We start from the raw sequence: 21,795 nt of genomic DNA on the forward strand, positions 1-21,795 counted from the left end.
CGGCCCGGTTCCCACAGCCGAGCGAAAAGGACGGGACAGTGAACGGGGAAGCGACCATCGAGGTCAACGACCTGCGCAAACGCTTCGGGTCGACCGTGGCGCTGGACGGGATGTCGTTCACCGTACGGCCAGGGCGGGTCACCGGGTTCGTCGGGCCCAACGGCGCCGGGAAGTCCACGACCATGCGGGTGATCCTCGGCCTGGACGCGGCCGACGCGGGCACCGCGCTGGTCGGCGGCCGGCCGTACCGGAGTCTGCGCGATCCCCTGCGCCATGTCGGGGCGCTGCTGGACGCCGCCGCGCTGCAGCCGAGCCGTACCGCGCGGAGCCACCTGCTGTGGCTGGCCCACTCCCAGGGCCTGGACGCCAGGCGGGTCGACGAGGTGATCGAGCAGGTCGGGCTGCGGTCCGTGGCGCGGCGCCGGGCCGGCGGCTTCTCGCTGGGCATGCGGCAGCGGCTGGGGATCGCCGCGGCGCTGCTCGGCGACCCGCCGGTCCTTATGCTCGACGAGCCGGTCAACGGCCTCGATCCCGAGGGGATTCGGTGGATCCGCGGGTTCCTGCGGTCGCTGGCGGCGGAGGGCCGAGCCGTCCTGGTGTCCAGTCACCTGATGAGCGAACTGCAGGACACCGCCGACCACCTCGTCGTGGTGGGCCGCGGCCGGGTCGTCGCGGACACCGGCGTCGCGGACCTGATCGCCACCGCCTCCCGCGGTCGCGTCACGGTGCGCACCCTGGAACCGGATCGGGCGATGACGGCGCTGGTACACGCCGGCGTCGCGGTGACCGTCACCGGCCGCGACACCCTCGTCGTCTCCGGGCTGCCGGCCGAGCGGATCGTGGCGTTCCTCACCGCGAACGCGCTGCCGTTCTCCGAGGTCGCGGCCCACCGCTCGACCCTGGAAGAGGCGTACATGGAGCTCACGCGGGACGCGGTCGAGTTCCGCGCCGCCACGGTGCGGGAGGCGACCCGATGACCATCACCTTGGGCTTCGCACGGCTGCTGCGCGCGGAGTGGACCAAGTTCCGCACGGTCCGCGGCTGGGTGATCGGCCTGGTGATCGCGGCGCTGGTCACCGTGCTGCTCGGGCTCTTCTCCGCCTCGGGCAGCCACTCATCGTGCGGCGGCCCGACGGACGTCTGCCCCGCCGTGCCGATCGGGCCGGGCGGCGAGGCGGTGGACGACAAGTTCTACTTCGTCCACCGGTCGCTGCAGGGGGACGGCTCCATCTCCGTTCGCCTGACCTCCCTGACCGGCCAGGTCCGCCTGCCGGACGCCACGCCCGGCGTCCGGCGGGTCGCCTCCAAGGTCGAGCCGTGGGCGAAGGCCGGCGTGATGGTCAAGGACGGCACCCGGCAGGGGTCGGCGTACGCGGCGCTGATGGTCACCGGCGGGCACGGCGTGCGGATGCAGTACGACTACACCCACGACGTCGCCGGCGGTCCGGGCGGCGTGTCGAGGACGTCCCCGCGCTGGCTGCGGCTGGTCCGCTCCGGCGACGACCTCACCGGCTATGAGTCGGCCGACGGCAGCCGGTGGTCGAAGGTGGGCACGGCACGTCTCGCCGGGCTGCCGGCCACGGTACGGATCGGTCTGTTCGCCGCGTCGCCGGGCGACCTGACGGTGACGCAGGCGGATCTCGGCGGGGTCATCGCGGCGTCGCGGTTCGCCCAGGCCACCGCCGTCTTCGACGGCGTGAGCGTGGGTGGCGGGACGTCGGGCGGCGCGTGGAGCCACGACGACCTCGGAGCCACCAGGGAACCTGACGGGGCGATCCACCATCCGGGCGGTCTGGTGAAGTCCGGCGGCACCTTCACCGTGACCGGGGTCGGCGACATCGCCCCCCGCACGGACGGCCTGACCGTCGAGAAGACACTCTCCGGGCTGCCGGCGGGGCTCATCGTCGTGATCGTGGTGGCGGTGGTGTTCATCACCGCGGAGTACCGCCGGGGCCTGATCCGGACCACCCTGCTCGCCTCCCCGCGACGGGGCCGGGTGCTGACGGCGAAGGCCCTCGTGCTCGCCGCGCTGACCTTCCTCGCCGGGCTGGCCGCCGCCGGCGTCACGATGCCGGTCGCCGCGCACATACTGCGCTCCAACGGGAACTACATCCTGCCGGTCGGCTCGCTCACCCAGCTGCGCGTCGTGGCCGGTACCGCCACGCTGGCCGCTGTCGTCGCCGTCCTCGCCCTCGCGCTCGGCACGGTGTTCCGGCGCAGCGCCCCGGCGATCACCATCGCCCTCGTGCTGGTCATCCTGCCGCGCATCCTCGCGACCACGTCCGTCCTGCCCGTGGACGCGGCGCGCTGGCTACTGCGGCTCACCCCGGCCGCCGGGTTCGCGATCCAGCAGAGCATCCCGGCGTACCCACAGGTCACCGCCTCATTTTCGCCCCAGGGCGGCTACTACCCGCTGCCGCCGTGGGTCGGTCTCGCCGTCTGCTGCGGATACGCCGTGCTCGCCCTCGTCCTGGCCGTCCTCCTCCTGCGCCGGAGGGACGCATGAAGGAGGGACGCATGAAGGAGGGGCTCATGAGTGAGCGGAGCGAGCGAATCATGAGCATGGCGGCCTGGATCGCTCCCCCGACGAAGGAGGGCTCATGAGACGGGAACTCCATGCGGAGTGGACGAAGCTGCGCACCGTGACGAGCACGGCCTGGCTGCTGCTCGCCGGGGTCGCGCTGACCGTCGCCGTCAGCGCCGCGGTCGCCGCGACCGTGTCCTGCCCGGCGGCGGGCTGCCGGTACGACACCCCGAAGGTCGCCCTGACGGGAGTCCAGGCGGGCCAGGCGATCGTCGCCATCCTGGCCGTCCTGACCATCACCGGCGAGTACGGGACCGGCATGATCCGGACCACCCTGGCCGCGATGCCGCGTCGGGATGCCGTCCTGGCCGCCAAGGCGACGATCCTCACCGGCCTGACGCTGGCCACGGGGACGATGGCCGTGCTCGGGTCGCTGCTCGCCGCGCGGCTCATCCTGCCCGGCAACGGTTTCGTCCCCGCGCACGGCCAGGCGCCCTTGTCCCTGGCCGACGGGCCGACGCTGCGCGCGGCCGCCGGCTCGGTCCTCTACCTCGCGTTGATCGCCCTGCTCGGCCTCGGCGTCGCCACCGCCGTACGGGACTCGGCGACGGCCATCGGCGTCGTGTTCGGCCTGCTGTACATCCTCGCGGTCCTGCCGGTCATGACCTCGGACCCGGACTGGCAGCGGCTCCTGTGGCGGATCTCGCCGATGGAGGCGGGGCTCGCCATCCAGTCGACCACCCACGTGTCGAGCCTGCCGCTCGGCCCATGGGCGGGGCTGGGCGTGCTCGCCGCGTGGGCCGCCGGGGCGCTGCTCACCGGCGGCCTGCTGCTCCGGCTGCGCGACGCGTGAGGCCCGCGTCGCGCCCGGCGCGGCTCAAGGGCGACCGCGCCACTGGTTCACGCTCTTGCTTGATCCTCCACCAGGGCGGCGAAACCATCGAGATGGCGGGCAAGGCCGTACTCGAACAGTCCGTCCAGGTCCGACACTGTTTCCGCGTCAATCGTGGCCAGCAGGGGAAATCGTCCGCTGCCGAGGAGTTCGTTCGACCGCTTTCGCTGTTCGAGCCACCATTGGTCGAGCGTCACACCGGTCTCCTGCTCCGCTTCGGTCTCGTCCGCCATGGGCAGGGCAACCGTGATGACCAGTGCGTGCAGCGTGAGTGCCTCGCGAATCCGCGTCGTCATGGGCAGCCCGAGTCCGTCGAGTGCGCGCAGGGTCCATTCGGTGTGCGCCATCATGTTGGGCACCAGCAACGGGCGAGTGAACGAGACGGCCCTGGGCAGCCAGAGGTGCCGTCGGCACAGCTCCCACTGCCGGCGGGAGATCAGTTCGAGCTTGGCTCGCCACCCCTCCGGCCCCGGGACGGGTAGCTCGGGTTCGCCGAAGGCTTCGTCGGTCATCTGCGTCACCAGCTCGTCCTTGTTCGCCACGTGCCGGTAGAGCGACATCGGACCGACCCCGAGCTCGGCCGCGAGCCGTCGCATGGACACGGCGTCGAGTCCTTCGACATCGGCGATCGCGATGGCGGTGCGGAGGACTTGAATCCGGTTCAGTGCCTGTTTGGGCTGCGGTCTCGGCGACGTGGTCAGGCCGGCCGGCTGCTCGGGGCGCGTGCGGGCGCTGACCACTGTGCCGGAACCGACCTTGGCTTCAACGAGCCCGTCGTCGCGGAGAGCCGCCATCACCTTGGTCGCGGTCGCGATCGCGACGCCCCATCGCTGGGCGATCTGCCGGATGGAAGGCACCCGGTCGCCGGGCCGCATGTCCCCGGACAGGATCTGAGCACGGATCTCCGCGACGATCCGCCGGTAGGGCGGATCCGGTCGCTGCGTAGACGACGGCATGGGAGTCCCCGATCCATCGGTGGGGTCGTTATCTGCCGCAAGTGTACTAGTTCAATTCAGTCGGCACTAGTTCACTTTGTTCGCTTAAATGCTTGGAAAAAGTCCACGTCATTGGTGACACGAATACCATGTACGCACGACGTCCGATACGCCGTACGCATCAGCGCGGCGGCCGTAGGCACAAGGAGAGACAACGATGACAACGAACCACGAGGCAGAGGCCGCCGCCGTCGATCACGACGATCGGCGACCGCCGACGCTGGTGTTCGTCCACGGCACCAACTCCTCGTCGTTCTTCTGCTCGGGACTGATCAGCGAACTCACCCTGCGCGGGCATCGAGCCGTGGCCGTCGACCTTCCGGGCCACGGCGCCGAGGGGTTCTTCCCCCGGGCGTACCAGGCCCCGCAGGACCTCGCGGCGCTGGCGACCGAGCCGTCGCCGCTCGCCAAGGTCACCATCGACGACTATGTCGAGCGCGTCGTGGACGTGGTGCGCCGCGCCCGTCGCCACGGGCCCGTGATCCTCGCCGGCGCCAGCCAGGGCGGCGTCACCGTGAGCAGGGTCGGCAACGCCATCCCCGACCTGCTCGAACGGGTCGTCTACATGGCGGCGTACTGCTGCGTGGACCTGCCGAACCTGGCCGCCTATCTGGAAACGCCGGAGAACGGCGAGAGCCTGCTTCCCCGGGTGATGGCGGCGATGGCCGCCGATCCAGCGAACCTGGGGGTGAGCCGGATCAACTGGCGCTCGGCCGACCCGGCGGTGGTCGACGGAATCAAGCAGTGCCTTGCCGGAGACTTCACCGACGAGGGAGTGAGTCGGCTGCTCAACATGCTCGAGCCGGACGAGCCCGCCGGCATTCCCATCGCCGAGGCCCGGGGCGAAGCGCAGACCTGGGGCCGGATTCCCCGGACGTACGTGCGCTTCACCCTCGACCGGCTGATTCCGCCGGCGCTGCAGGACCGATTCATCAGCGAGGCCGACCGCCTCACTCCGGACAACCCGACCGACGTACGAAGCGTCGCGGCACCCCACGTCGGCCCGTTCGAACGACCTGAACTGGTGGAGATCTTCGCCGAGCTGGCCGGCGATCGATCGGAGAAGGAACATGACCGCGACCGATGAGTCCCGTGCCGGGACCGCCGTCCCGGAGGTGTACCGGTGGCGGTGGGTGGCGTTGTTCGTGCTGTTGGCCGCCGAGGTCATGGACATGCTCGATGCCGTGATCACGAGTATCGCGGCGCCGTCCATCCGGGCCGATCTGGGGGGTAGCGCCACCACGGTGCAGTGGCTGGGGGCCGCCTACACCCTGGCGATGGCGGTCGGCCTGCTCACCGGAGGGCGCTTGGGCGATGTCGCCGGGCGTAAGCGGATGTTCCTGGTCGGTGCGGTCGGTTTCACGGCCGGTTCGCTGTTGTGCGCGCTGGCGTGGTCGCCGGAGACGCTGATCGCCTTCCGCGGAGTGCAGGGCCTGTTCGGGGCGGTCATGATCCCGCAGGGTCTGGGTGTGATCAAGGAGATGTTCTCCGGGGAGGAGACGTCCAAGGCGTTCGGGATGTTCGGTCCGGCCATGGGGTTGTCCACCGTCGGTGGGCCGATTCTCGCCGACTGGCTGATCGACGCGGATTATTTCGGCACCGGCTGGCGCATGATCTTTCTCATCAACCTGCCGTTCGGACTCCTGGCCGTCCTGGGTGGCCTGCGGTTCCTGCCCGAGTCGCGGTCCGCGCGTCCGCCCAGGCTGGACCTGGTCGGTGTGGTCTTCGCCGGGGTGGCGTCGCTGCTCTTGGTCTTTCCCTTGGTGCAGGGCCGCGAGCTCGGCTGGCCGGTGTGGACGTTCTTGATGATGGCCGGGGGTGTCGTCGTCTTCGGCCTCTTCGGCTGGTACGAGAGCCGCTGGCAGCGTGCGGGCGCCGACCCGCTCGTCGTGCCGAGCCTGTTCCGCAAGCGGGGTTTCACGGGCGGGCTGATCGTGGGGGTCGTGTTCTTCGCCGGGATGGCCGGGTTCTCCCTTGTCTTCAGTCTGTTCTTGCAGGTGGGTCTGGGATATTCGCCGCTGCGGGCGGGGCTGTCCACGGTGCCCTGGTCGGTCGGCGTGATCGTCGGGTTCGGCATCGCTCAGGTCGTGCAGCGGTTCGGCCGCCGGGTCATTCACGGCGGCGCGCTGTCGATGGCCCTCGGTGCCGGGGGAATCGTCCTCACTCTGCACCTGGCCGGTACCGGCGTCGGCCCCTGGCAGTTCGCTCCCGCGCTGATCGTCACCGGCACCGGAACAGGCTTGTTGATGGCGCCCTTTTTCGAGACGGTGCTCGCGGGGGTGGAACGGCATGAGACCGGTTCGGCGTCCGGCGCGCTGACCTCCGTCCAGCAGCTCGGTAGTTCTCTGGGCATGGCGGTGCTGGGCACGATCTTCTTCGGTGTCCGGGGCGGGTTCGTGGAGGCCATGAAGGTCACGCTGTGGGTGGAGATCGGCCTGCTGGCCCTGACCTTCCTCGCGGTGTTCCTGCTGCCGAGGCACTCCCGACCACGGGAGTGAGTGACCGGGTGTACCCCGGGATGCCCTGCGTCGTTGACGGAGGCCCGCTCGCATGTCACCTTCTGTAGGAAAACCTTTTCCCACTTCGTGAGGTGGCGATGACCGGTCCCGGGAGACGAGACGTGCTCAGGATGGGAGCGCTGCTGGCGGGCGGGCTGCCGATCCTCGCCGACCCCCGCCCCGCAGCCGCGGGTGCCGCCGCGCGGCCGCCGCGATTCCGCGACGCCTGGTTCCCGATCACCGACTTCGGCGCCGTGGGCGACGGGACGACCGACTGTACGCGGGCGATCGACGCGGCAATCAGGGCCTGCCACGCGGCGGGCGGTGGCCACGTCCTGGTGCCCGCGGGCCGGTGGGCGACCGGCGCGATCCACCTGCTGAGCCGCGTCGACCTGCACGTCGACCGGGATGCGACCCTGCTGTTCAGCACCGACCCGGCCGCGTACCTGCCGGTCGTGCTGACGCGCTGGCAGGGCGTCGAGGCGTACAACTACTCGCCGCTGATCTACGCCCACGGGCAGCGGGACATCGCCGTGACGGGACAGGGCGTCCTCGACGCCCAGGGTGACAACGGGCACTGGTGGTTCTGGGTCGGCTCCGGGCAGTACGGCTGGAAGCCCGGCATGCCGAACCAGCGAGCGGACTGGACGGCCCTGGAACGCATGGGCGTGGAAGGGGTCCCGGTCGACCAGCGGGTCTTCGGCGCGGGCCACTATCTCCGGCCGAGCTTCATCCAGCCGTACGCCTGCCGGAACGTCCTGATCGAGGGCGTCACCCTGCGCCACTCTCCCATGTGGAACATCCACCCGGTGCTCTGCCGGAACGTCACGGTGCGCGACGTCTCGGTGGAGAGTCTCGGGCCCAACGGCGACGGCTGCGATCCCGACTCGTGCCAGGACGTGGTGATCCAGCGCACGACGTTCGCCACCCACGACGACTGCATCGCCATCAAGTCCGGGCGGGACGAGGACGGCCGGCGGGTCGGGGTGCCGTCGAAGAACATCCTCATCGAGGACTGCGTGTTCACCAGCGGCGGCGGAGCGGTGGCGATCGGCAGCGAGATGAGCGGCGGCGTGTCGGACGTGGTCGCCCGGCGGCTCCACCTCCCGTACGACGCGTCCCTCGACGAGGCCAGTGTCGCGTGGATCCTGTCGGTCAAGTCCACCTCGACGCGCGGCGGGTACATCCGGGACGTCCGCGTCACCGACGTCTCGTGCCCCGCGTGGACGTACGTGCCGTTCGAGGTGACCTACACCTACATGGGCGGCGCCGGCGGCGAGCTGTACCCGGACGTGTCGGGCATCACCGTACGGAACTGGTCGGTCGGCGGCCCGTGCGACTACGCCTACCGGATCCGCGGCGCGCAGACCGCCCCTGTGCGCGACGTGCGCCTGACGAACCTCACGTTCGAGCACGCCGCGCACGAGCCGGTCGTCGAGAACGCCGACGTCACGACCCGGCACGTGACCATCCGAGGGACCTAGGCACTGTTGCGGCCCGGATCGGGTGCCGCCCATCACGAGGCCGTGGCGTTCTTCGCCGGCCAGTGCACCAGAGCCGCCCTCTGAGCTCGCGCTGCACCAAAACCAAAGCCGGTCGCACCCTCACCATTCGCCCGCACCACGACGAGCTTGCCGCTGCCCGTCGGCGCACTCGCCGCCACCGCCCCGTGCGCCGCCGCTGGTCTGGCCGGCACACCCGCACTGACAAGCGGAAACGCCACGTGATGCCACTATGGCGTTGCGATGGCGTCATACTGATGTCATAGTGACGTCGCCGACGGTATCAACCGACTCAAACGGGGTGCACATGTCAAACCCGCAACGGCGAGGGTTCCTCGCCGCAGGCGCACTCGCGACCGTGCTCGTGGTCGCCGGTGCTCCCGCCGCGCCCGCTGCGGCGAAGCCGAGGATCAAAATCTCCGGTGGCCTCACTCAGCCTGTCTTCTCCTACAAAAACGCCATCCGTGAATACGTCTGGGTGCAGTCGCCGGTCGACAGCGACGGCGACGGCAAAAAGGACCGGGTCCGGGTGGACATCATCCGCCCGAAAGAGACGAATTCCGGGCTCAAGGTCCCGGTGATCATGCACGAAAGTCCGTATTTCGACGAGCCGGGCGCCGGCTTCGAGAATGACCACAAGAAATACGACGCCAATGGGAACCCGACGAAGTTTCCGCTGTGGTACGACAACTACTTCGTGCCGCGGGGGTACGCGTTCGTGTCCGTCGACATGATCGGCACCAGGTTGTCGGACGGCTGTCCGACCTCCGGCGGTCCATCCGACGTGCTGGGCGGCAAGGCGGTCATCGACTGGCTGAACGGCCGGGCGACCGCGTACGACGCGAAAGGCAACCCGGTGAAAGCCACCTGGACCACCGGAAGCACCGGGATGATCGGCCATTCGTACGAAGGAGGACTCGCCATCGGGGTCGCCGGCACCGGGGTGCCGGGCCTGAAGACGATCGTGCCGCTCGCGGGCACCACCAACTGGTATGACCAGTGGCGCATGAACGGCACCATCACGTGGTTCAAGGGTGGGCAGGAATGGCTGGCCAGGCGGGTCGACCTTGATCCGGAGGAGAAATGCGCGGCGGTGCACCAGCGCATGATCAAGGGCGAGGACGACGCCACCGGCAACTACAACGCCTACTGGCACGAACTCGATTACCGGACCGGACCGGTGTCGAACGTGCGCAACGTACGCGCCAGTGTCTTTTCGGTGGTGGGAATGCAGGACCGGAACGTGACGGCCGACCAGTTCTCCACGTGGTGGGCCGGGCTGCCCCGCGGGGTGCAGCGCAAGGCGTGGGTGACGCAGTACGGGCACCTCGATCCGTTCTGGGGCCGCCGCGACGTGTGGGTCAACACCCTGCACAAGTGGTTCGACCACGAATTGATGGGCGTCCGGAACGACATCATGCGGCAGCCCCGCGCCGACGTGCAGCTCGGCCCGGACCGCTGGATCACCCAGGCCGACTGGCCGGCGCCGACGCGGACGGCGACCCTGCGACCGCAGCATGACGGCTCACTGGGTCGGAAGCCATCGACAGGCATCGGCGGCTACCTCGAAACCAAGCAGAGCGAGGCCGCGATGGCCGGCGACCCCGGCACCGCGCAGCCGTACCGGCTGGCGTTCCTGACCCCGGCGCTGAAAAACGTGGTGCGAATGTCCGGAACGCCGTCGGTGAGCCTGCGGGTCAAGCTGGACAAGCCAACCGCCAACCTGGGCGTATTGCTCGTCGACTACGGCCAGGACACTCGCCTCAACTCCCGCGGCCCCGGGCAAGGCCTCAAGTTCATCGACGGCAAAGACTGCGTCGGCGAGGGCACGGCCGATGACGACGGCTGCTACCGCAGGGCCGCCGACGACACGGTGACGTCCGGATTCGAGGTGGTCTCCCGAGGAATCATGGACGCGCAGAACCACAAGTCGCTGAGCCGCACGACACCGCTGACGCCGGGCAAGTCGTACCAGATCACCTGGTCGATGTTGCCGCAGGATTACGAGTTCAAGGCGGGGCACCGGCTGGGTCTGGTGCTGACCGGAACGGACGCTGACCTCGGCGACGCCGAAACCGGCACCGGGGCCAAGGTCACCGTCGACCTGGCCGGCACTTCGGTTTCGCTGCCGCTGGTCGCCGGTACGTCCAGCGGGAACTAGCTCGATCGAGCTTCGCGTACGGTCGCGGCCGGCGTGGTCGCGACCGTACGCATGACGTCTCGGCGCGCGTCTGCGGCCGAGGAGTCGCCCGCCCACCAGGCGAGGACCGGCCGAACGGGGCGGACCACGATCAGCGTCAGTCGGCGCGGCTCTGGAACCGGTAGCGCAGGACGCGGCCGCTGTCCCGGCCGCCAAAGCGCGCGCCCAGCCGCAGGCCCAGCCGGGCCGCGGTCGGGAGCTTGTCCACGTCGGGCTGGTCGACGACGTACAGGTCGTCCACGTACTCGAGCCCCGCATGCCAGCCCTCCAGCGCGCGCGGGTCGTCGATGCCCCAGTGCCAGCTCCGCGCGACCTCGCGCAGCCTGCCCCCCATCCACCAGAACCGGCGGCTCCAGCGGACGAGCCTCGTGCTGAAGCAGTCGAACAGCAACTGCCCGTCGGTGAACCGCTCGCAGATCCGCTCGATCAGCCGCCTGCCCTCCTCCTCGTGCAGGTACATGGTCAGCCCCTCGAACACGGCCACCGTCGGGCGGTCGGCGGGTATCTCCTCCAGCCACCCCTCATCGGTGACCGAGGTGCCGAGCATCCGGTAGTCCCCGCCGGGGTGGGGCAGCAGCCGGCGGCGCAGGTCGATGACCTCGGGGTAGTCGACGTCCAGCCATCGCACCGACGATGACGGGACCTGCCGGTGTACCCGGGTGTCCAGGCCGCAGGCCAGGTGCAGCACGGTGGCCTGGGGATAGGCGGCCAGGAATTCGGCGGTCCAGCGGTCCAGTTGCCGTGCGCGCAGCGCCAGCATGGCCGCGTCCCACGGTGCCTGCGTACCGGTCTTGCGCCAGTCGTAGTCGATGCGCCCGACCGCCTCGTCGGCGGTGCGGTCACCCAGGATGGAGTGCGGGGCACGGCTGTCCAGCGCCCTGGCGTACAGGGTGGCGAGCATCGTCTTCTGAACAGGGGTGAGCTCGATCTTTTCGCGGTCCATGACGCCTCGTTTCGGGGATGGGGGACGGGTACTAGAAGAACGGCACGGCGACGAGGTTGTAGGTCAGCGCGACCTTCAGGAACGCCACTCCCGCCAGGCCGATCGCCGTGTACGCGAGCCGTCCGCTCCAGCCCCACCAGCCCTTCCACCAGGCGGTGGCCGTGCCCACGAGGACACCGGCGGCCGGAACGAACGTCACGGCCATCACGACCGGCAGGACGGTCAGCGACGGCGAGCCCAGCATGATCTTCTCCGTGAGGGCGTTGCCGTCGGTCATCAGCGACGCGAACCCCGCCAGGAACGCCGTGGCGAGCGCACCGGTGACCCAGGCGGTCAGCCAGGCGGCGCGGGATGCGCGGGAGCGGACGGGGCGCCCGCGCAGCCGCCGTGCGAGCGCGGCCACCGGGACGCCCAGGAAGCAGAGCACCAGCACCAGGGCTCCCGCCCCGAACATCGGCAGGTAGAGTGCCGGGGTGTCGGCCCACTCCAGCTTCTCGTACGCCTCCGCGGGCGTCGCCGACGCGGACAGGATGCCCTTGCCGTCGAAGGCGATCAGGTCCTGGCCGCCGCGCTCCTGGAACAGGCCGGGCCCGGTCTGCACCCAGTGCTGGGTCTGGTGGGCCGGGTCGGGGGTCAGCCCGGTGGTCGTGAGGGCCCCGGCGCCGTCGGCCCGTACGGTCACCGGCGCGACGAGGGTGGAGACCTTGGTCAGGGCGTGGTGGCTGGTGCGGACCGACCGGTACGTCCCGGCGTACCGGGACGCGTCGCCGGCCCCGGTGTTCTGCGGCACGGCCGTCCCGCCGGGGAGGTACCGGTCGATGAGACGATCGATGACGCTCAGGCCGTCCCAGCCGGCGACCGCGTCCGTGCCGTCGCCGTTGAAGGCGACGTAGATGCCGATGCCCTCGTCGGGGAGCAGCGCCATCTGGTCGTGGAAGCCCGGCACGTCGCCGTCCTTGAACAGGACCCGCCGGCCGTTACGCGGGCGCTCCTCGAACTGGTAGCCCATGCCGGGGATCCGCGGGTCCTGCGCGAAGTGATGCTGCTGCATTCGCCGGGCGACGTTCCGGCCAAGCCGGGAGTCGTTCGCCAGCTGGGCGAGCATGAACCGGCCCATGTCGGCGGGGGTCGAGACCGGTCCCGCGCCCGTCGGCGACCACGGCCCGTACTGGCCCTTCTCGGCGGCGTACCCGGAGCCGGCCGGCCGGTAGCCGCGGGCCAGGGTGGCGTCGATCGCGGCCGGGTGCGGCTGGGCGAACGTCGTCGCGCTCATTTTCAAAGGATCCAGGACGTGCTCGTCGACGTACCGCGCGAACGGCTCCCCGGACGCGACCTCGACGAGATACCCGGCCAGAGCAGCTCCGTAGTTGTCGTAGGCCACGACGGTGCCCGGCGGGCGTACCCTCGCCGGCTGCCGCTTCGCCAGGCTCTTGCCGAGGGGTTCGACGTCGGCCGGGTTCGCCCGGGCGGCGCCGACGATGTCGTCGTCGAAGCCCGCCGTGTGGGTCAGGAGGTTCTCCAGGGTGACGGGCCGGCCCGGATAGGTGTCGCGGATCTTGAAGTCGGTGAGGTACCGGTTGACGTCGGTGTGCAGGTCGAGCCGTCCCTGGTCGACCAGCTGCAGGGCGGCGGTGGCGGTGAACAGCTTGGCCATCGAGCCCATGAAGAAGCCGGTGTGCTCGGGGTCCACGGGCCTGCGCCCGGCGACGTCGGCGACGCCGTACCCCCGGGCGAAGACCTGTCGTCCTCCGGCCACCACCACGACCGCCGCTCCGGGGATCCGGTCCTTGGCCAGCAGGCCGGGCACGATTCCGTCCACCGCCGCGCCGACGTCACGCAGCGCGGGCGCGTGCCGGCGCGCCCGCTCGCCGGCGTAGCCCGTCGCGGCCCCTGCGGGGGCCACGGACCCGACGACCAGCGCGCCGGTGAACAGCAGCGCGACGATCTTCTTCAACATTCTCACTCCATCGAGATGCGCCGGTCGGACGTCGATGACGGTTCGGCTACAGCGACGAGAACCAGGTCACGATCTGCGGGATCGACCGGAACGCCGATCCGTTGTGGTCGGTGTCGCCGACGTCGATGAGCGGCGCGGCGACGCCGTGGGCGCGCAGGGCCCGGACGCAGTTCCGGGCGTTGCGGATGGTCACGTCCTTGTCCCCGCGCGCGGCGTAGACGCGGATGGGAACGCGCGGCGTCCAGCTCGTGCAGGTGTCGTCGTTCTGCCGGAGCGCCCGGGCCAGGCCGCCCGTCGGGTGATCGAACCTCGTGATGAACGCGGGCGTGAGGAGTTCCCGGGGCGTGGCGGGCAGGCCGGTGACGATCTCCGCCGGGGTGTGGTCGCCGTCGAAGAGCGTCTCGACCGTCGCGCTGTACGGCTTGCGGAACGCCTCGGACGGGTCGGCGTAGAGGTGGTGCAGCCGGTTCATCGACGTCAGCCAGTACCCGAGGTAGAAGGTGACCTCTCGGGGGTCGAGCGACGTTCCGTGCAGCCCTTCGGGGATCTCGGCGTGCTCGACGTCGTACGGCCCGCTGACCGGCGCGAGTGCGGCCAGCCGTCCCTTGGCCTGCAGGGCGCGGCCCAGGGCCATCGTGGCCGCGCCGCCCTGGGAGAAGCCGGTGACCCGCACGCGCCTGTCCAGGGTGCGCCCGTGCCGAGCGGCGACCTTCTCCGCCGCGCGCAGCATGTCGAGGGAGGCGCTCGTCTCGGAGGCATGGTCCATGTACGGGTGGCGGCCAGGGCCGAGTCCCAGCCCGAGGTAGTCCGGCGCGACGGTGCCGAACCCGGCCCCGGCGAACAGGACCGACGCGGCGCGGTCGTAGCTGCCCGCGTCCACCGTCGCCGCGGCCTTCTTCGTCGCGTTGGTGCCGTGTTCGTAGACGACGGTCCGCAGCCGGTGGTGCTCGCCGCGGGGGAGCACGACCAGGCCGCTGGCGGTCGTCGGCCGGCCGTTCACGGCGACGGTCCGGTACACGACGCGGTACGCCTCGACCCCGTACTCGGGCTTCGGCGAGCCGAAGTTCATCTTCGCGAGGTATTCGGCGGTGCGTGCCTTCGACATGGTCGCGACGCGGGTCGTGGAGACGACCTCGCCGCGCGTCGGCGCGATCGCGTGAGCGGGCGGCACGGAGGCGAGTGCGAGGACGGCGGCACAGGCGGTGCCGAGTGCGACGCGGGTGGCTCCGAAAGGCGTTCTGGTCATGACATCGACGATCTCCGGACGGGCGTGGACGCCACCAGTGCCGGGCACACGGACCTGACATGGAGAACGCATGATCCGGACAGGTAACTAAAATCACGACGTGGTGATCATCGTCGTGGTCCTCGTCGGCGTGGCCGTGGACCCGTGGCTGATCCACCCGAGCGTTCCGGCGATCCTGATGCTCGGCCTGCAGGTCCTCCACTGCCTGCCGGAGACGAAGCCGCTCCGTGGCCGGTGGACCCTCGTCGCCCAGGCCGCGCTGTTCCCCTGGGCCGGGCCGCCGGGCTTCCTCGCCGCCTCCGTGCTGCTGATCGTCAGGGGCCGGGTCCGCTGGGCGCTGTTCGCCGCCGTCGTGGCCGCCGCCGGGCTGATGAACCTCGGCGACGTCTACGCCTGCGCCAACGCCATGGGCAACGCCCTGGCGATCGGGGTCACCGTCTACGGCCTCACGAGGCTCAGCGACCTGCGCGCCGAACTCCGCGCCGCCCGCGGCGAACTGGCCGCCGAATCAGTCGCGGGCGAACGCGAGCGGTTCTCCCACGACCTGGACGCCGCACTCGGGTCGGCCCTATCGGAGATCGTCGACCTCGCCGCGCAGGGGCGGACCCAGGAGATCCTGAGCCTGGCCCGGCAGACCGCGGTGCGCGTCCGGACCACACCCGCCGCCCCGACCGAGCCGCCACCCACCGACCTGACGCCCAGGCTCGCGCTGCCGATCGTCGTCGCCGCACACCTGGAGTACCTGGCCGTCGGCGCGATCGCGGTGTGGGACGCGTCTCCGCCCACCCTCTTGCTGGCCGCCGGTCTGGGCTCCCTCGTGGTCATCATCGCGCTGTCCGTCTACCACTGCCTGCCGCGGCCTCCCGGCGTACGGCCCCGCCACGCCCGCTGGACGCTGCCCGTCCAGACCGTGCTCGCCTGCCTGCCGCTCCTGAGCCCGGGCGCTCCCGAGCCCAGGATGGTCGGCTTCGCCGCGGGCTCGATTCTGATCATCATCGGCGGACGGCTGGCATGGCCGCTGTTCGGGGCCGTCGTCCTGAGCGTCCCCGTCGTCCTGCTCGCCCGTTCCGTCCCCCTGGGGAAGGCCGCGTCCCTGACGCTCGACACGGTGACCATCGCGTTGATCTTCTACGGGCTGGCCCTGCTCACCGGGCTCGTCCACGAGGTGCGGGAGGCGCGCCTGGCACTCGCCGCGATGGCCCTGGCCCGCGAGCGGCGACGCATCGCCCGGGACGTGCACGACCTGCTCGGGTACGGTCTGTCCGCCATCATCGTCAAGGCCGAGTTGGCCGAGCGAGACCCCCACCGGAGCGAACGCGAGCTGGCCGACATCGCACTGACCGCTCGCCGGGCCCTGGGCGACCTGCGCGCCATCCCGGGAGACGACCCGCGAATGTCCCTCCGGACGGAGCTGGCCTCGGCGCGCGACGTCCTCATCGCCGCGGGGATCGCCGTACGCGTCGGGGCGTCCCCCGACGGCCTGCCGGAACCGGTCGACGCGCTGCTGGCGACCGTGCTGCGCGAGGCCGTCACCAACGTCCTTCGACACAGCCGGGCCCGTACCTGCTCCGTGGAGGTGTCCATCGCCGACGGCACAGGCCGTCTCCGCGTCACCAACGACGGCGTGCCCGAGACGACGGCGGAGCCGGGCGGGCAGGGGGTCCGCAACCTCACCGAACGCGTGACGGCGATGGGCGGCCGGCTCACGGTCGGCCCACGCCCGGGGGAGGAGTACGAGCTCCTGGTCCTACAGCCAGTCGGCCTCGGTGGCGATCCGGACCGCGTCGATGCGGTTGCGGGCGTCCAGCTTGGTGACGATCGCCCCTAGGTAGTTGCGCACGGTGCCCTTCGTCAGGTGGAGCCGTGCGGCGATCTCCGAGAGCTCGGCGCCCTCCCCGGCCAGCCGCAGGAGCTCCACCTCTCGCGCCGTCAGCGGGTTCGGCCGGGCTTTGATCGCCGCGGCGGCCAGCGGCGGGTCGATCACGAACTCTCCGGCGGCCACCCGGCGGATCGCCTCCGCCAGCTCGGCGGGCGGCGAGTCCTTCACCATGAACCCTCGGACCTGGGCGGTCAGCGCCCGGCGCAGAATCTCCGGGCGGCCGAGCGCCGTGAGGATCAGCGCGCGGCAGTCCGGCAGCCGGTCGGCGAGCGCCGTGGCCGCCGTGAGCCCGTCGACACCCGGCATGTCGACGTCCAGCACCGCGACGTCCGGCCGGTGCTCGAGCGCGGCCGGGAGCACGGCGTCACCCCTGGACACCTCGGCGACCACCTCGATGTCGGGCTCCAGATCCAGCAGCGCGATCAGGGCACCGCGGATGAGATGCATGTCCTCGGCCAGGAGTACCCGGATCATGCCCACTCCCCGATAAGTCCGCGCAAGGGTCCCAGACATCATCCTGCCGGGCGGAAGCTCCCGACACTCGGACGATAGGGCGATGCGCATACCTGTGGGAGCACACGTCGCACCGCGATCAAGCTGTGACCTGCACTCATCGCCTGTCTCAGCAGCTGCGAACGCGATCAGCCCTGCCAGAATGGCCGAGTGACCCATGCCCACGTCGTATACGCGCATCCCAGTGAGCGGAGCTTCACACATGAAGTGCTCGACGCCTTCCTTCGCGGGCTTGGCGACGCCGGACACACGCACACGGTCTCCGACCTCTACGCGATGGGGTTCCGCCCGGAGCTGACACGAGAGGAGTACGAGCGCGAATCCGGCCACCGGCCCGACACGGGAGTTCCCGCCGACGTGGCCGCCGAGCATGCAAGACTCGATGCCGCCGATGCATGGGCGTTCATCTACCCGGTGTGGTGGGCCGACTGTCCAGCACTGCTCAAGGGCTGGTTCGACCGCGTGTGGACGGTCGGCTACGCATACAAGCCTGCGCGGCTGCCCGTGGTACGGAAGGCGTTCGCGCTGTGCACGGCTGGATACAGCATCGCCGAACTCGAATCGTCGGGTTGCTACCAGGCGATGAAGACCGCCATGCTCACCGACCGAATCGGCGAGCGGGCCAAGTCGAGCGAGTTTGTCGTGTTCGGTGGTTCGGTAATGCGCAATGACGCGGGCGACGACCACCCGAGGCGCTGGGCGGACCTCAGGGCGGAACACCTGGCGCGGGCGGCCGAGCTGGCACGCTCGATCTGAGCATGGGCGTTGGTATACCTGCGAGAGGACACGCCACAGCGCCATCATGCTGTGACCTGCGCTTTCTCTCCAGCCGTCTCAGCATCCGAGAACGCAATCAGCCCTGGCGATCTCGTCGCCGGGGCCTTCGCCGCGTCCGTTCGCCACAACCGGCGGATGGACTGAAATGGCGTCCCCTCGGCTGTTGCCGGGGGACGCTTTGCATTTCAGCCCCTGAGGCACAACGTAACCGACCGGAGAGGTCGGGCCGCAGGGGACCGCTGTGGCAGTCGAAACGACGTCCGATACCGCGGGTCAGGAGTGTACGGCGGCGGTGAACACCTTCAGGCGGTTGTCCTTGGGCAGGGTGATGGACGTGACGGTCTTCGATGCCCCGGTGTCGATGGTCAGTCCGTAGAGGCTGACGTCGTGGGGGGTGTTGTTGCCGGGCTTCTGGTTCCATGTCGTTGTGGCGACCAGGCTGCCGCCGGGCGCCGGGCTGTTGTCGTACCAGTCGGCCACATCGATCGGGACCAGTTCATTGGTGCCGTCGGTGTAGTTGACCTGGAGAAACGCGAGGACCTCCCCGTTGCTGGCAGCCGTCAGCAGAGTGATCTTGTGTCCGGTGCCGTCGACGGTGAGTGTCTGGCCTTCTGCCGACACCGCGTCGGGCGTGCCTGGTGCCTGGGACGGGAAGGTGAGCCGGGTGCCCTCGACGGTGACCGGATCGCCGGGGGTGATGTCGTGCTTGGCGAGGGCCTGGGCGGAGTAGCTGTTGCCGGCCCCGTCGAAGTTGCCCACGCCCGGGTTCGAGTCGTCGGAGACCGCGGCGTTGTTCACCGCCGAGGCGAAGGACTGGCCGGGTGGTGCCTTCGGCAGCGATCCGGGGTTGTCGGTGCTGATGGAGAACAGGTTCAGGTTTCCGACGGTCGGCATGGTGACGTAGGCGAGGGTCTTGCCCGCCGGCAGCGGATAGACCTCGCCATAGAGACTGACATCGTGCTGGCCGATGCCGCCGCTGGGCGGTTGGTTCCACTGGCCGGTCGCCACGATGGAGCTCAGGCCGGTCGGGGCGTTGCTGTACCAGTCGGAGAAGTCGATCGGCACGTCGGTCGAGGTGCCGTCGGTGAAGGTTGTCTTGAGCGTGCCGCGGGCGGCTCCGTTGTGGGCCGCGCCGAGGACCACCAGGGCCTTGCCGGTCCCGCTGACCTTGATGACCTGTCCGGACGAGCTGACCGCGTCCGGGGTACCGGGGGCTTGTGAGGGGAACGCCGTCGTGGCGGTGCCTACCTTCACCGTGCCGCCGGGGGTCACGCCGTCGGCCGCGAGGCTCTGCGCCGAGTAGCTGTAGCCGCTGCCGTCGAAGTTGCCCGCACCGGGGTTGCCGTTGTCAGAGACGCCGACGGTGTCGGCGGCGGCCGTCACCGAGGCGTACGGCACGTTCGGGTGCTGCGTTCGCGTGACCGACGTGCTTCTTCCGTTCACCTGTCCGCTGAGGGTGACCGAGAAGTCGGCCGGCCCGGCCTTGGCGCCTGCCGGCACTGAGACCTGGAAGGTCTGCGTCGTCCGCCGGCCCGCCGGGAGCGCCTTGATGTCGCCCTGCTGCGGGGTGACCGACCAGCCGGCCGGCGCGGTGACCTTGAGTGCGCCCGAGGTGAGCGTGAAGTCGGACAGGTTGCTGACCTTGGTCGTCACCGTGTAGGTGGTCCCGGGCTTGGCGAGGCCGGACAGCCCGGAGACGTCTGCGCGCACCGGACCGTCGGTCTTGTTGACCTTGTACGTGGCGTGCAGCGGCAGCGACGCGGACGAGCCGCCGACCGCGATCGGGTAGGAACCGTCCTGGACGGTGAAGGCCTGCGCGCCGCTGTCCCAGTAGGACAACTCTCGCGGGTTCACCGTGAGCGTGACCGTCTTGGTCTCGTGCGGGGCGAGCTGGACCTTGCCGAAGGCGCCCAGTTCCTTGGGCGGCGTCGGCGCCAAGGTGTCCGGCTTGCTGACGTACAGCTGCGGCGCTTCGGTTCCGGCTCGGTCGCCGGTGTTAGTGATCTTGAATGAGGCGGTCACCGGATCAGTGGAGTTGCCCGAGGAGTGCTGCAGCTGCAGGTCGCTGTAGCGGAACCCGGTGTAGGACAGGCCGTGGCCGAACGGGAACAGCGGGGTCTCGTCGTGCTTGTCGTACCACCGGTAACCGACGTAGACGCCCTCGGAGTAGGAGCCCTCGAGATTGACGCCGGGGTACTGCGCCGTGGTGCTGACCGGCGTCTGCGTGTCGCTCTTGGGCCAGGTCTGCGGCAGCTTGCCGGAGGGGTTCACGTCGCCCCACAGCAGTTGCGCGGTGGCCGCACCACCCCGGGCGCCCGGGTACCAGGTCTGCAACACGCTCTTGACCTTCGTCAGCCAGGGCATCAGCACCGCCGAGCCGGTCTGGAGCACGACCACCGTGTGCGGATTGGCCTCCGCCACCGCGTTGATGAGGGCGTCCTGGTTGTTCGGCAGGCTCAGGTTGGACCGGTCGCCGCCCTCGGACTCATAATCCCTGACGAACACGAGGGCGGTATCGGCCGACTTCGCGGTCGCCGCGGCCTGATCCAGGTTTGATCCGTCCGCGTACGCGACGGTGGCCGCCGAACCGGCGCGGGAGACGATGGCGTCGTAGGCGTTGTCCACCGACAGCGGGGCGACCTGGCTACTACCGCCGCCCTGCGCCGAATTCTTTGCCGGGTCTCCGATGACCGCGATCTTGTGCGTCGAGGAGTCCAGGGGGAGGGCCTTGTCCTCGTTCTTCAGCAGCACCGCGCCCTGGGCCTCGATCCGCTGAGCGGCCGCGTTGTCGGCGCCCTGATCGATCGGGCTGCGGGCGGTCGGGTCGCGGTCGAACAGCCCGAACTTGAACAGCACGGTGAGCGTCTCGCGCACCCGGGCGTCGATGTCGGCCGTCGTGATCGAGCCCTTCTTCAGCGCGGCCTGCACGTTCGGCAGGGTGTTGTACACCCCGTCCGGCAGCTCGACGTTCAGCCCATCCTTGATCGACGTGGTGGCGTGCGTGGCCGGGTAGTCCGATACCACGAAGCCGGTGAAGCGCAGCTGCGAGCGCAGCGACCCGAGGGTGTCGCTGTTGTCGCAGGAGTACACATCGTTGATCTTGTTGTAGGAGCACATCACCGAACCGGGCGTGCCGTCGGCGACGGCCACGCCGAAGTTCTTCTCGTAGATCTCGTGCAGCGTGCGGTCGTCCATGTTGGCCGACACGCGGTCCCGGTTGTTCTCCTGGTTGTTGGCCACGTAGTGCTTGAGCGTGGCGATCACGCCGTGGCTCTGGATGCCGCGAACGTCCGCGCCGGACATCGTGCCGGACAGGTAGGGGTCCTCGCTGTAGTACTCGAAGTTGCGGCCGTTGACCGGAACGCGCTGGATGTTCTGCCCGGGGCCGAACACCTGAGCCTGGCCGAGCGCCCGGGCGTCGCCGCCGAGCACCGAGCCGTAGTCCTCGGCGACCTTGGGGTCGAAGCTGGCCGCCTCGGCCGACGGCGACGGCAGCTCGGTGCTCTTGTCCGTATTGTCACGCACACCGGCCGGGCCATCGGTCATGGTGATACCGGGAACGTGCAGCCGCGGAATCGGCGCGATGTATCCGACGGTGGAGACCGGGGACCCCCCGGACCCGTGCAGCATGTTCACCTTGTCGGCGAGAGTCATCGCCTTGAGCAGTTCGTCCGCCCGCGTCGACGGGCTCTGCTTCGCGTTCATCCATGGCTGGTCGTCGGCCGACGAGGACTGTACGGGGAGGAGTAGCCCTCCGCAGGCGATCGCCACACTGGCGACCACCGTGATCAGGCGTTGGGGTCGACCACGGGGGGGACGCGATCTGGTCATGATTCGACACACATCCTTTGTTCGGTTGATTCAGCGGA

15 protein-coding genes are annotated in these 21,795 nt (G+C 70.0%); 9 read left to right on the forward strand and 6 right to left on the reverse strand.

Annotation, left to right across the window (positions count from 1 at the left end; genetic code table 11):
* Positions 1-110 precede the first annotated feature (110 nt).
* The 3 genes from AB0I04_RS30600 to AB0I04_RS30610 all read left to right on the forward strand — a co-directional run bounded on the left by AB0I04_RS30600 (position 111) and on the right by AB0I04_RS30610 (position 3,377).
* Positions 111-977 (forward strand): ATP-binding cassette domain-containing protein, encoded by an 867-nt coding sequence (locus AB0I04_RS30600; RefSeq protein ID WP_360892071.1) that lies wholly within the window; start codon positions 111-113, stop codon positions 975-977.
* The gene (locus AB0I04_RS30605) at positions 974-2,506 is read left to right on the forward strand and encodes an ABC transporter permease subunit (protein WP_360891993.1); all 1,533 of its coding nucleotides are present in this window, start codon (positions 974-976) and stop codon (positions 2,504-2,506) included. The genes AB0I04_RS30600 and AB0I04_RS30605 overlap by 4 nt, the downstream gene beginning before the upstream one ends.
* A gap of 94 nt (positions 2,507-2,600) precedes the next feature.
* Positions 2,601-3,377 (forward strand): ABC transporter permease, encoded by a 777-nt coding sequence (locus AB0I04_RS30610; protein WP_360891995.1) that lies wholly within the window; start codon positions 2,601-2,603, stop codon positions 3,375-3,377.
* A 47-nt stretch (positions 3,378-3,424) separates the two neighbouring features.
* Here the strand turns inward: AB0I04_RS30610 and AB0I04_RS30615 are convergent, their stop codons facing one another.
* Complete coding sequence (locus AB0I04_RS30615) at positions 3,425-4,372, reverse strand: GntR family transcriptional regulator (RefSeq protein ID WP_360891998.1); 948 nt, start codon at positions 4,370-4,372, stop codon at positions 3,425-3,427.
* Positions 4,373-4,568: 196 nt separating this feature from the next.
* On the opposite strand from AB0I04_RS30615, the gene AB0I04_RS30620 reads away from it, so the two are divergent.
* The 4 genes from AB0I04_RS30620 (at position 4,569) to AB0I04_RS30635 (ending at position 10,572) form a co-directional block, all read left to right on the forward strand.
* Entirely contained in the window at positions 4,569-5,498 is a 930-nt protein-coding gene (locus AB0I04_RS30620; RefSeq protein ID WP_360892001.1) for an alpha/beta hydrolase, read from the forward strand.
* Complete coding sequence (locus AB0I04_RS30625; RefSeq protein ID WP_360892004.1) at positions 5,482-6,909, forward strand: MFS transporter; 1,428 nt, start codon at positions 5,482-5,484, stop codon at positions 6,907-6,909. Before AB0I04_RS30620 ends, AB0I04_RS30625 begins: the two co-directional genes overlap by 17 nt.
* Positions 6,910-7,040: 131 nt before the next feature.
* On the forward strand, positions 7,041-8,393 hold the full coding sequence (locus AB0I04_RS30630; RefSeq protein WP_360892075.1) for a glycoside hydrolase family 28 protein: 1,353 nt from the start codon (positions 7,041-7,043) through the stop codon (positions 8,391-8,393).
* Between the two features lie 376 nt (positions 8,394-8,769).
* A complete protein-coding gene (locus tag AB0I04_RS30635) occupies positions 8,770-10,572 on the forward strand; it encodes a CocE/NonD family hydrolase (RefSeq protein WP_360892007.1) in 1,803 nt (600 codons plus the stop codon).
* A 136-nt stretch (positions 10,573-10,708) separates the two neighbouring features.
* Here the strand turns inward: AB0I04_RS30635 and AB0I04_RS30640 are convergent, their stop codons facing one another.
* From AB0I04_RS30640 to AB0I04_RS30650, 3 genes are read right to left on the reverse strand one after another with little or no spacing between them, the layout of a single operon-like run.
* Positions 10,709-11,554, reverse strand: coding sequence for a class I SAM-dependent methyltransferase (locus AB0I04_RS30640; RefSeq protein WP_360892010.1), 846 nt, complete (start codon positions 11,552-11,554; stop codon positions 10,709-10,711).
* A gap of 31 nt (positions 11,555-11,585) precedes the next feature.
* Positions 11,586-13,511, reverse strand: coding sequence for a serine hydrolase domain-containing protein (locus AB0I04_RS30645; protein ID WP_360892013.1), 1,926 nt, complete (start codon positions 13,509-13,511; stop codon positions 11,586-11,588).
* A gap of 46 nt (positions 13,512-13,557) precedes the next feature.
* On the reverse strand, positions 13,558-14,757 hold the full coding sequence (locus AB0I04_RS30650) for a hypothetical protein (RefSeq protein ID WP_360892016.1): 1,200 nt from the start codon (positions 14,755-14,757) through the stop codon (positions 13,558-13,560).
* 100 nt (positions 14,758-14,857) lie between these two features.
* Between AB0I04_RS30650 and AB0I04_RS30655 the strand changes: the two genes are divergently transcribed.
* The gene (locus AB0I04_RS30655) at positions 14,858-16,585 is read left to right on the forward strand and encodes a histidine kinase (RefSeq protein ID WP_360892019.1); all 1,728 of its coding nucleotides are present in this window, start codon (positions 14,858-14,860) and stop codon (positions 16,583-16,585) included.
* Here the strand turns inward: AB0I04_RS30655 and AB0I04_RS30660 are convergent.
* Positions 16,505-17,110: a response regulator transcription factor gene (locus tag AB0I04_RS30660; RefSeq protein WP_360892022.1), complete on the reverse strand. Its 606-nt coding sequence runs from the start codon at positions 17,108-17,110 to the stop codon at positions 16,505-16,507. The genes AB0I04_RS30655 and AB0I04_RS30660 overlap by 81 nt on opposite strands.
* A gap of 189 nt (positions 17,111-17,299) precedes the next feature.
* Between AB0I04_RS30660 and AB0I04_RS30665 the strand changes: the two genes are divergently transcribed.
* The gene (locus AB0I04_RS30665; protein ID WP_360892024.1) at positions 17,300-17,905 is read left to right on the forward strand and encodes an NAD(P)H-dependent oxidoreductase; all 606 of its coding nucleotides are present in this window, start codon (positions 17,300-17,302) and stop codon (positions 17,903-17,905) included.
* A 294-nt stretch (positions 17,906-18,199) separates the two neighbouring features.
* Here the strand turns inward: AB0I04_RS30665 and AB0I04_RS30670 are convergent, their stop codons facing one another.
* Positions 18,200-21,631 (reverse strand): glycoside hydrolase family 3 C-terminal domain-containing protein, encoded by a 3,432-nt coding sequence (locus tag AB0I04_RS30670; protein ID WP_360892027.1) that lies wholly within the window; start codon positions 21,629-21,631, stop codon positions 18,200-18,202.
* Positions 21,632-21,795: the final 164 nt, after the last annotated feature.

Source organism: Actinoallomurus sp. NPDC050550, from assembly GCF_040655075.1.
GTDB lineage: Bacteria > Actinomycetota > Actinomycetes > Streptosporangiales > Streptosporangiaceae > Actinoallomurus.

Coding starts and splice junctions, on each gene's coding strand:
- AB0I04_RS30600 (WP_360892071.1), top strand. CDS start 111: ATGTCGTTCACCGTACGGCCAGGGCGGGTCACCGGGTTCGTCGGGCCC.
- AB0I04_RS30605 (WP_360891993.1), top strand. CDS start 974: ATGACCATCACCTTGGGCTTCGCACGGCTGCTGCGCGCGGAGTGGACC.
- AB0I04_RS30610 (WP_360891995.1), top strand. CDS start 2,601: ATGAGACGGGAACTCCATGCGGAGTGGACGAAGCTGCGCACCGTGACG.
- AB0I04_RS30615 (WP_360891998.1), bottom strand. CDS start 4,372: ATGCCGTCGTCTACGCAGCGACCGGATCCGCCCTACCGGCGGATCGTC.
- AB0I04_RS30620 (WP_360892001.1), top strand. CDS start 4,569: ATGACAACGAACCACGAGGCAGAGGCCGCCGCCGTCGATCACGACGAT.
- AB0I04_RS30625 (WP_360892004.1), top strand. CDS start 5,482: ATGACCGCGACCGATGAGTCCCGTGCCGGGACCGCCGTCCCGGAGGTG.
- AB0I04_RS30630 (WP_360892075.1), top strand. CDS start 7,041: ATGGGAGCGCTGCTGGCGGGCGGGCTGCCGATCCTCGCCGACCCCCGC.
- AB0I04_RS30640 (WP_360892010.1), bottom strand. CDS start 11,554: ATGGACCGCGAAAAGATCGAGCTCACCCCTGTTCAGAAGACGATGCTC.
- AB0I04_RS30645 (WP_360892013.1), bottom strand. CDS start 13,511: ATGTTGAAGAAGATCGTCGCGCTGCTGTTCACCGGCGCGCTGGTCGTC.
- AB0I04_RS30650 (WP_360892016.1), bottom strand. CDS start 14,757: ATGACCAGAACGCCTTTCGGAGCCACCCGCGTCGCACTCGGCACCGCC.
- AB0I04_RS30660 (WP_360892022.1), bottom strand. CDS start 17,110: ATGATCCGGGTACTCCTGGCCGAGGACATGCATCTCATCCGCGGTGCC.
- AB0I04_RS30670 (WP_360892027.1), bottom strand. CDS start 21,631: ATGAACGCGAAGCAGAGCCCGTCGACGCGGGCGGACGAACTGCTCAAG.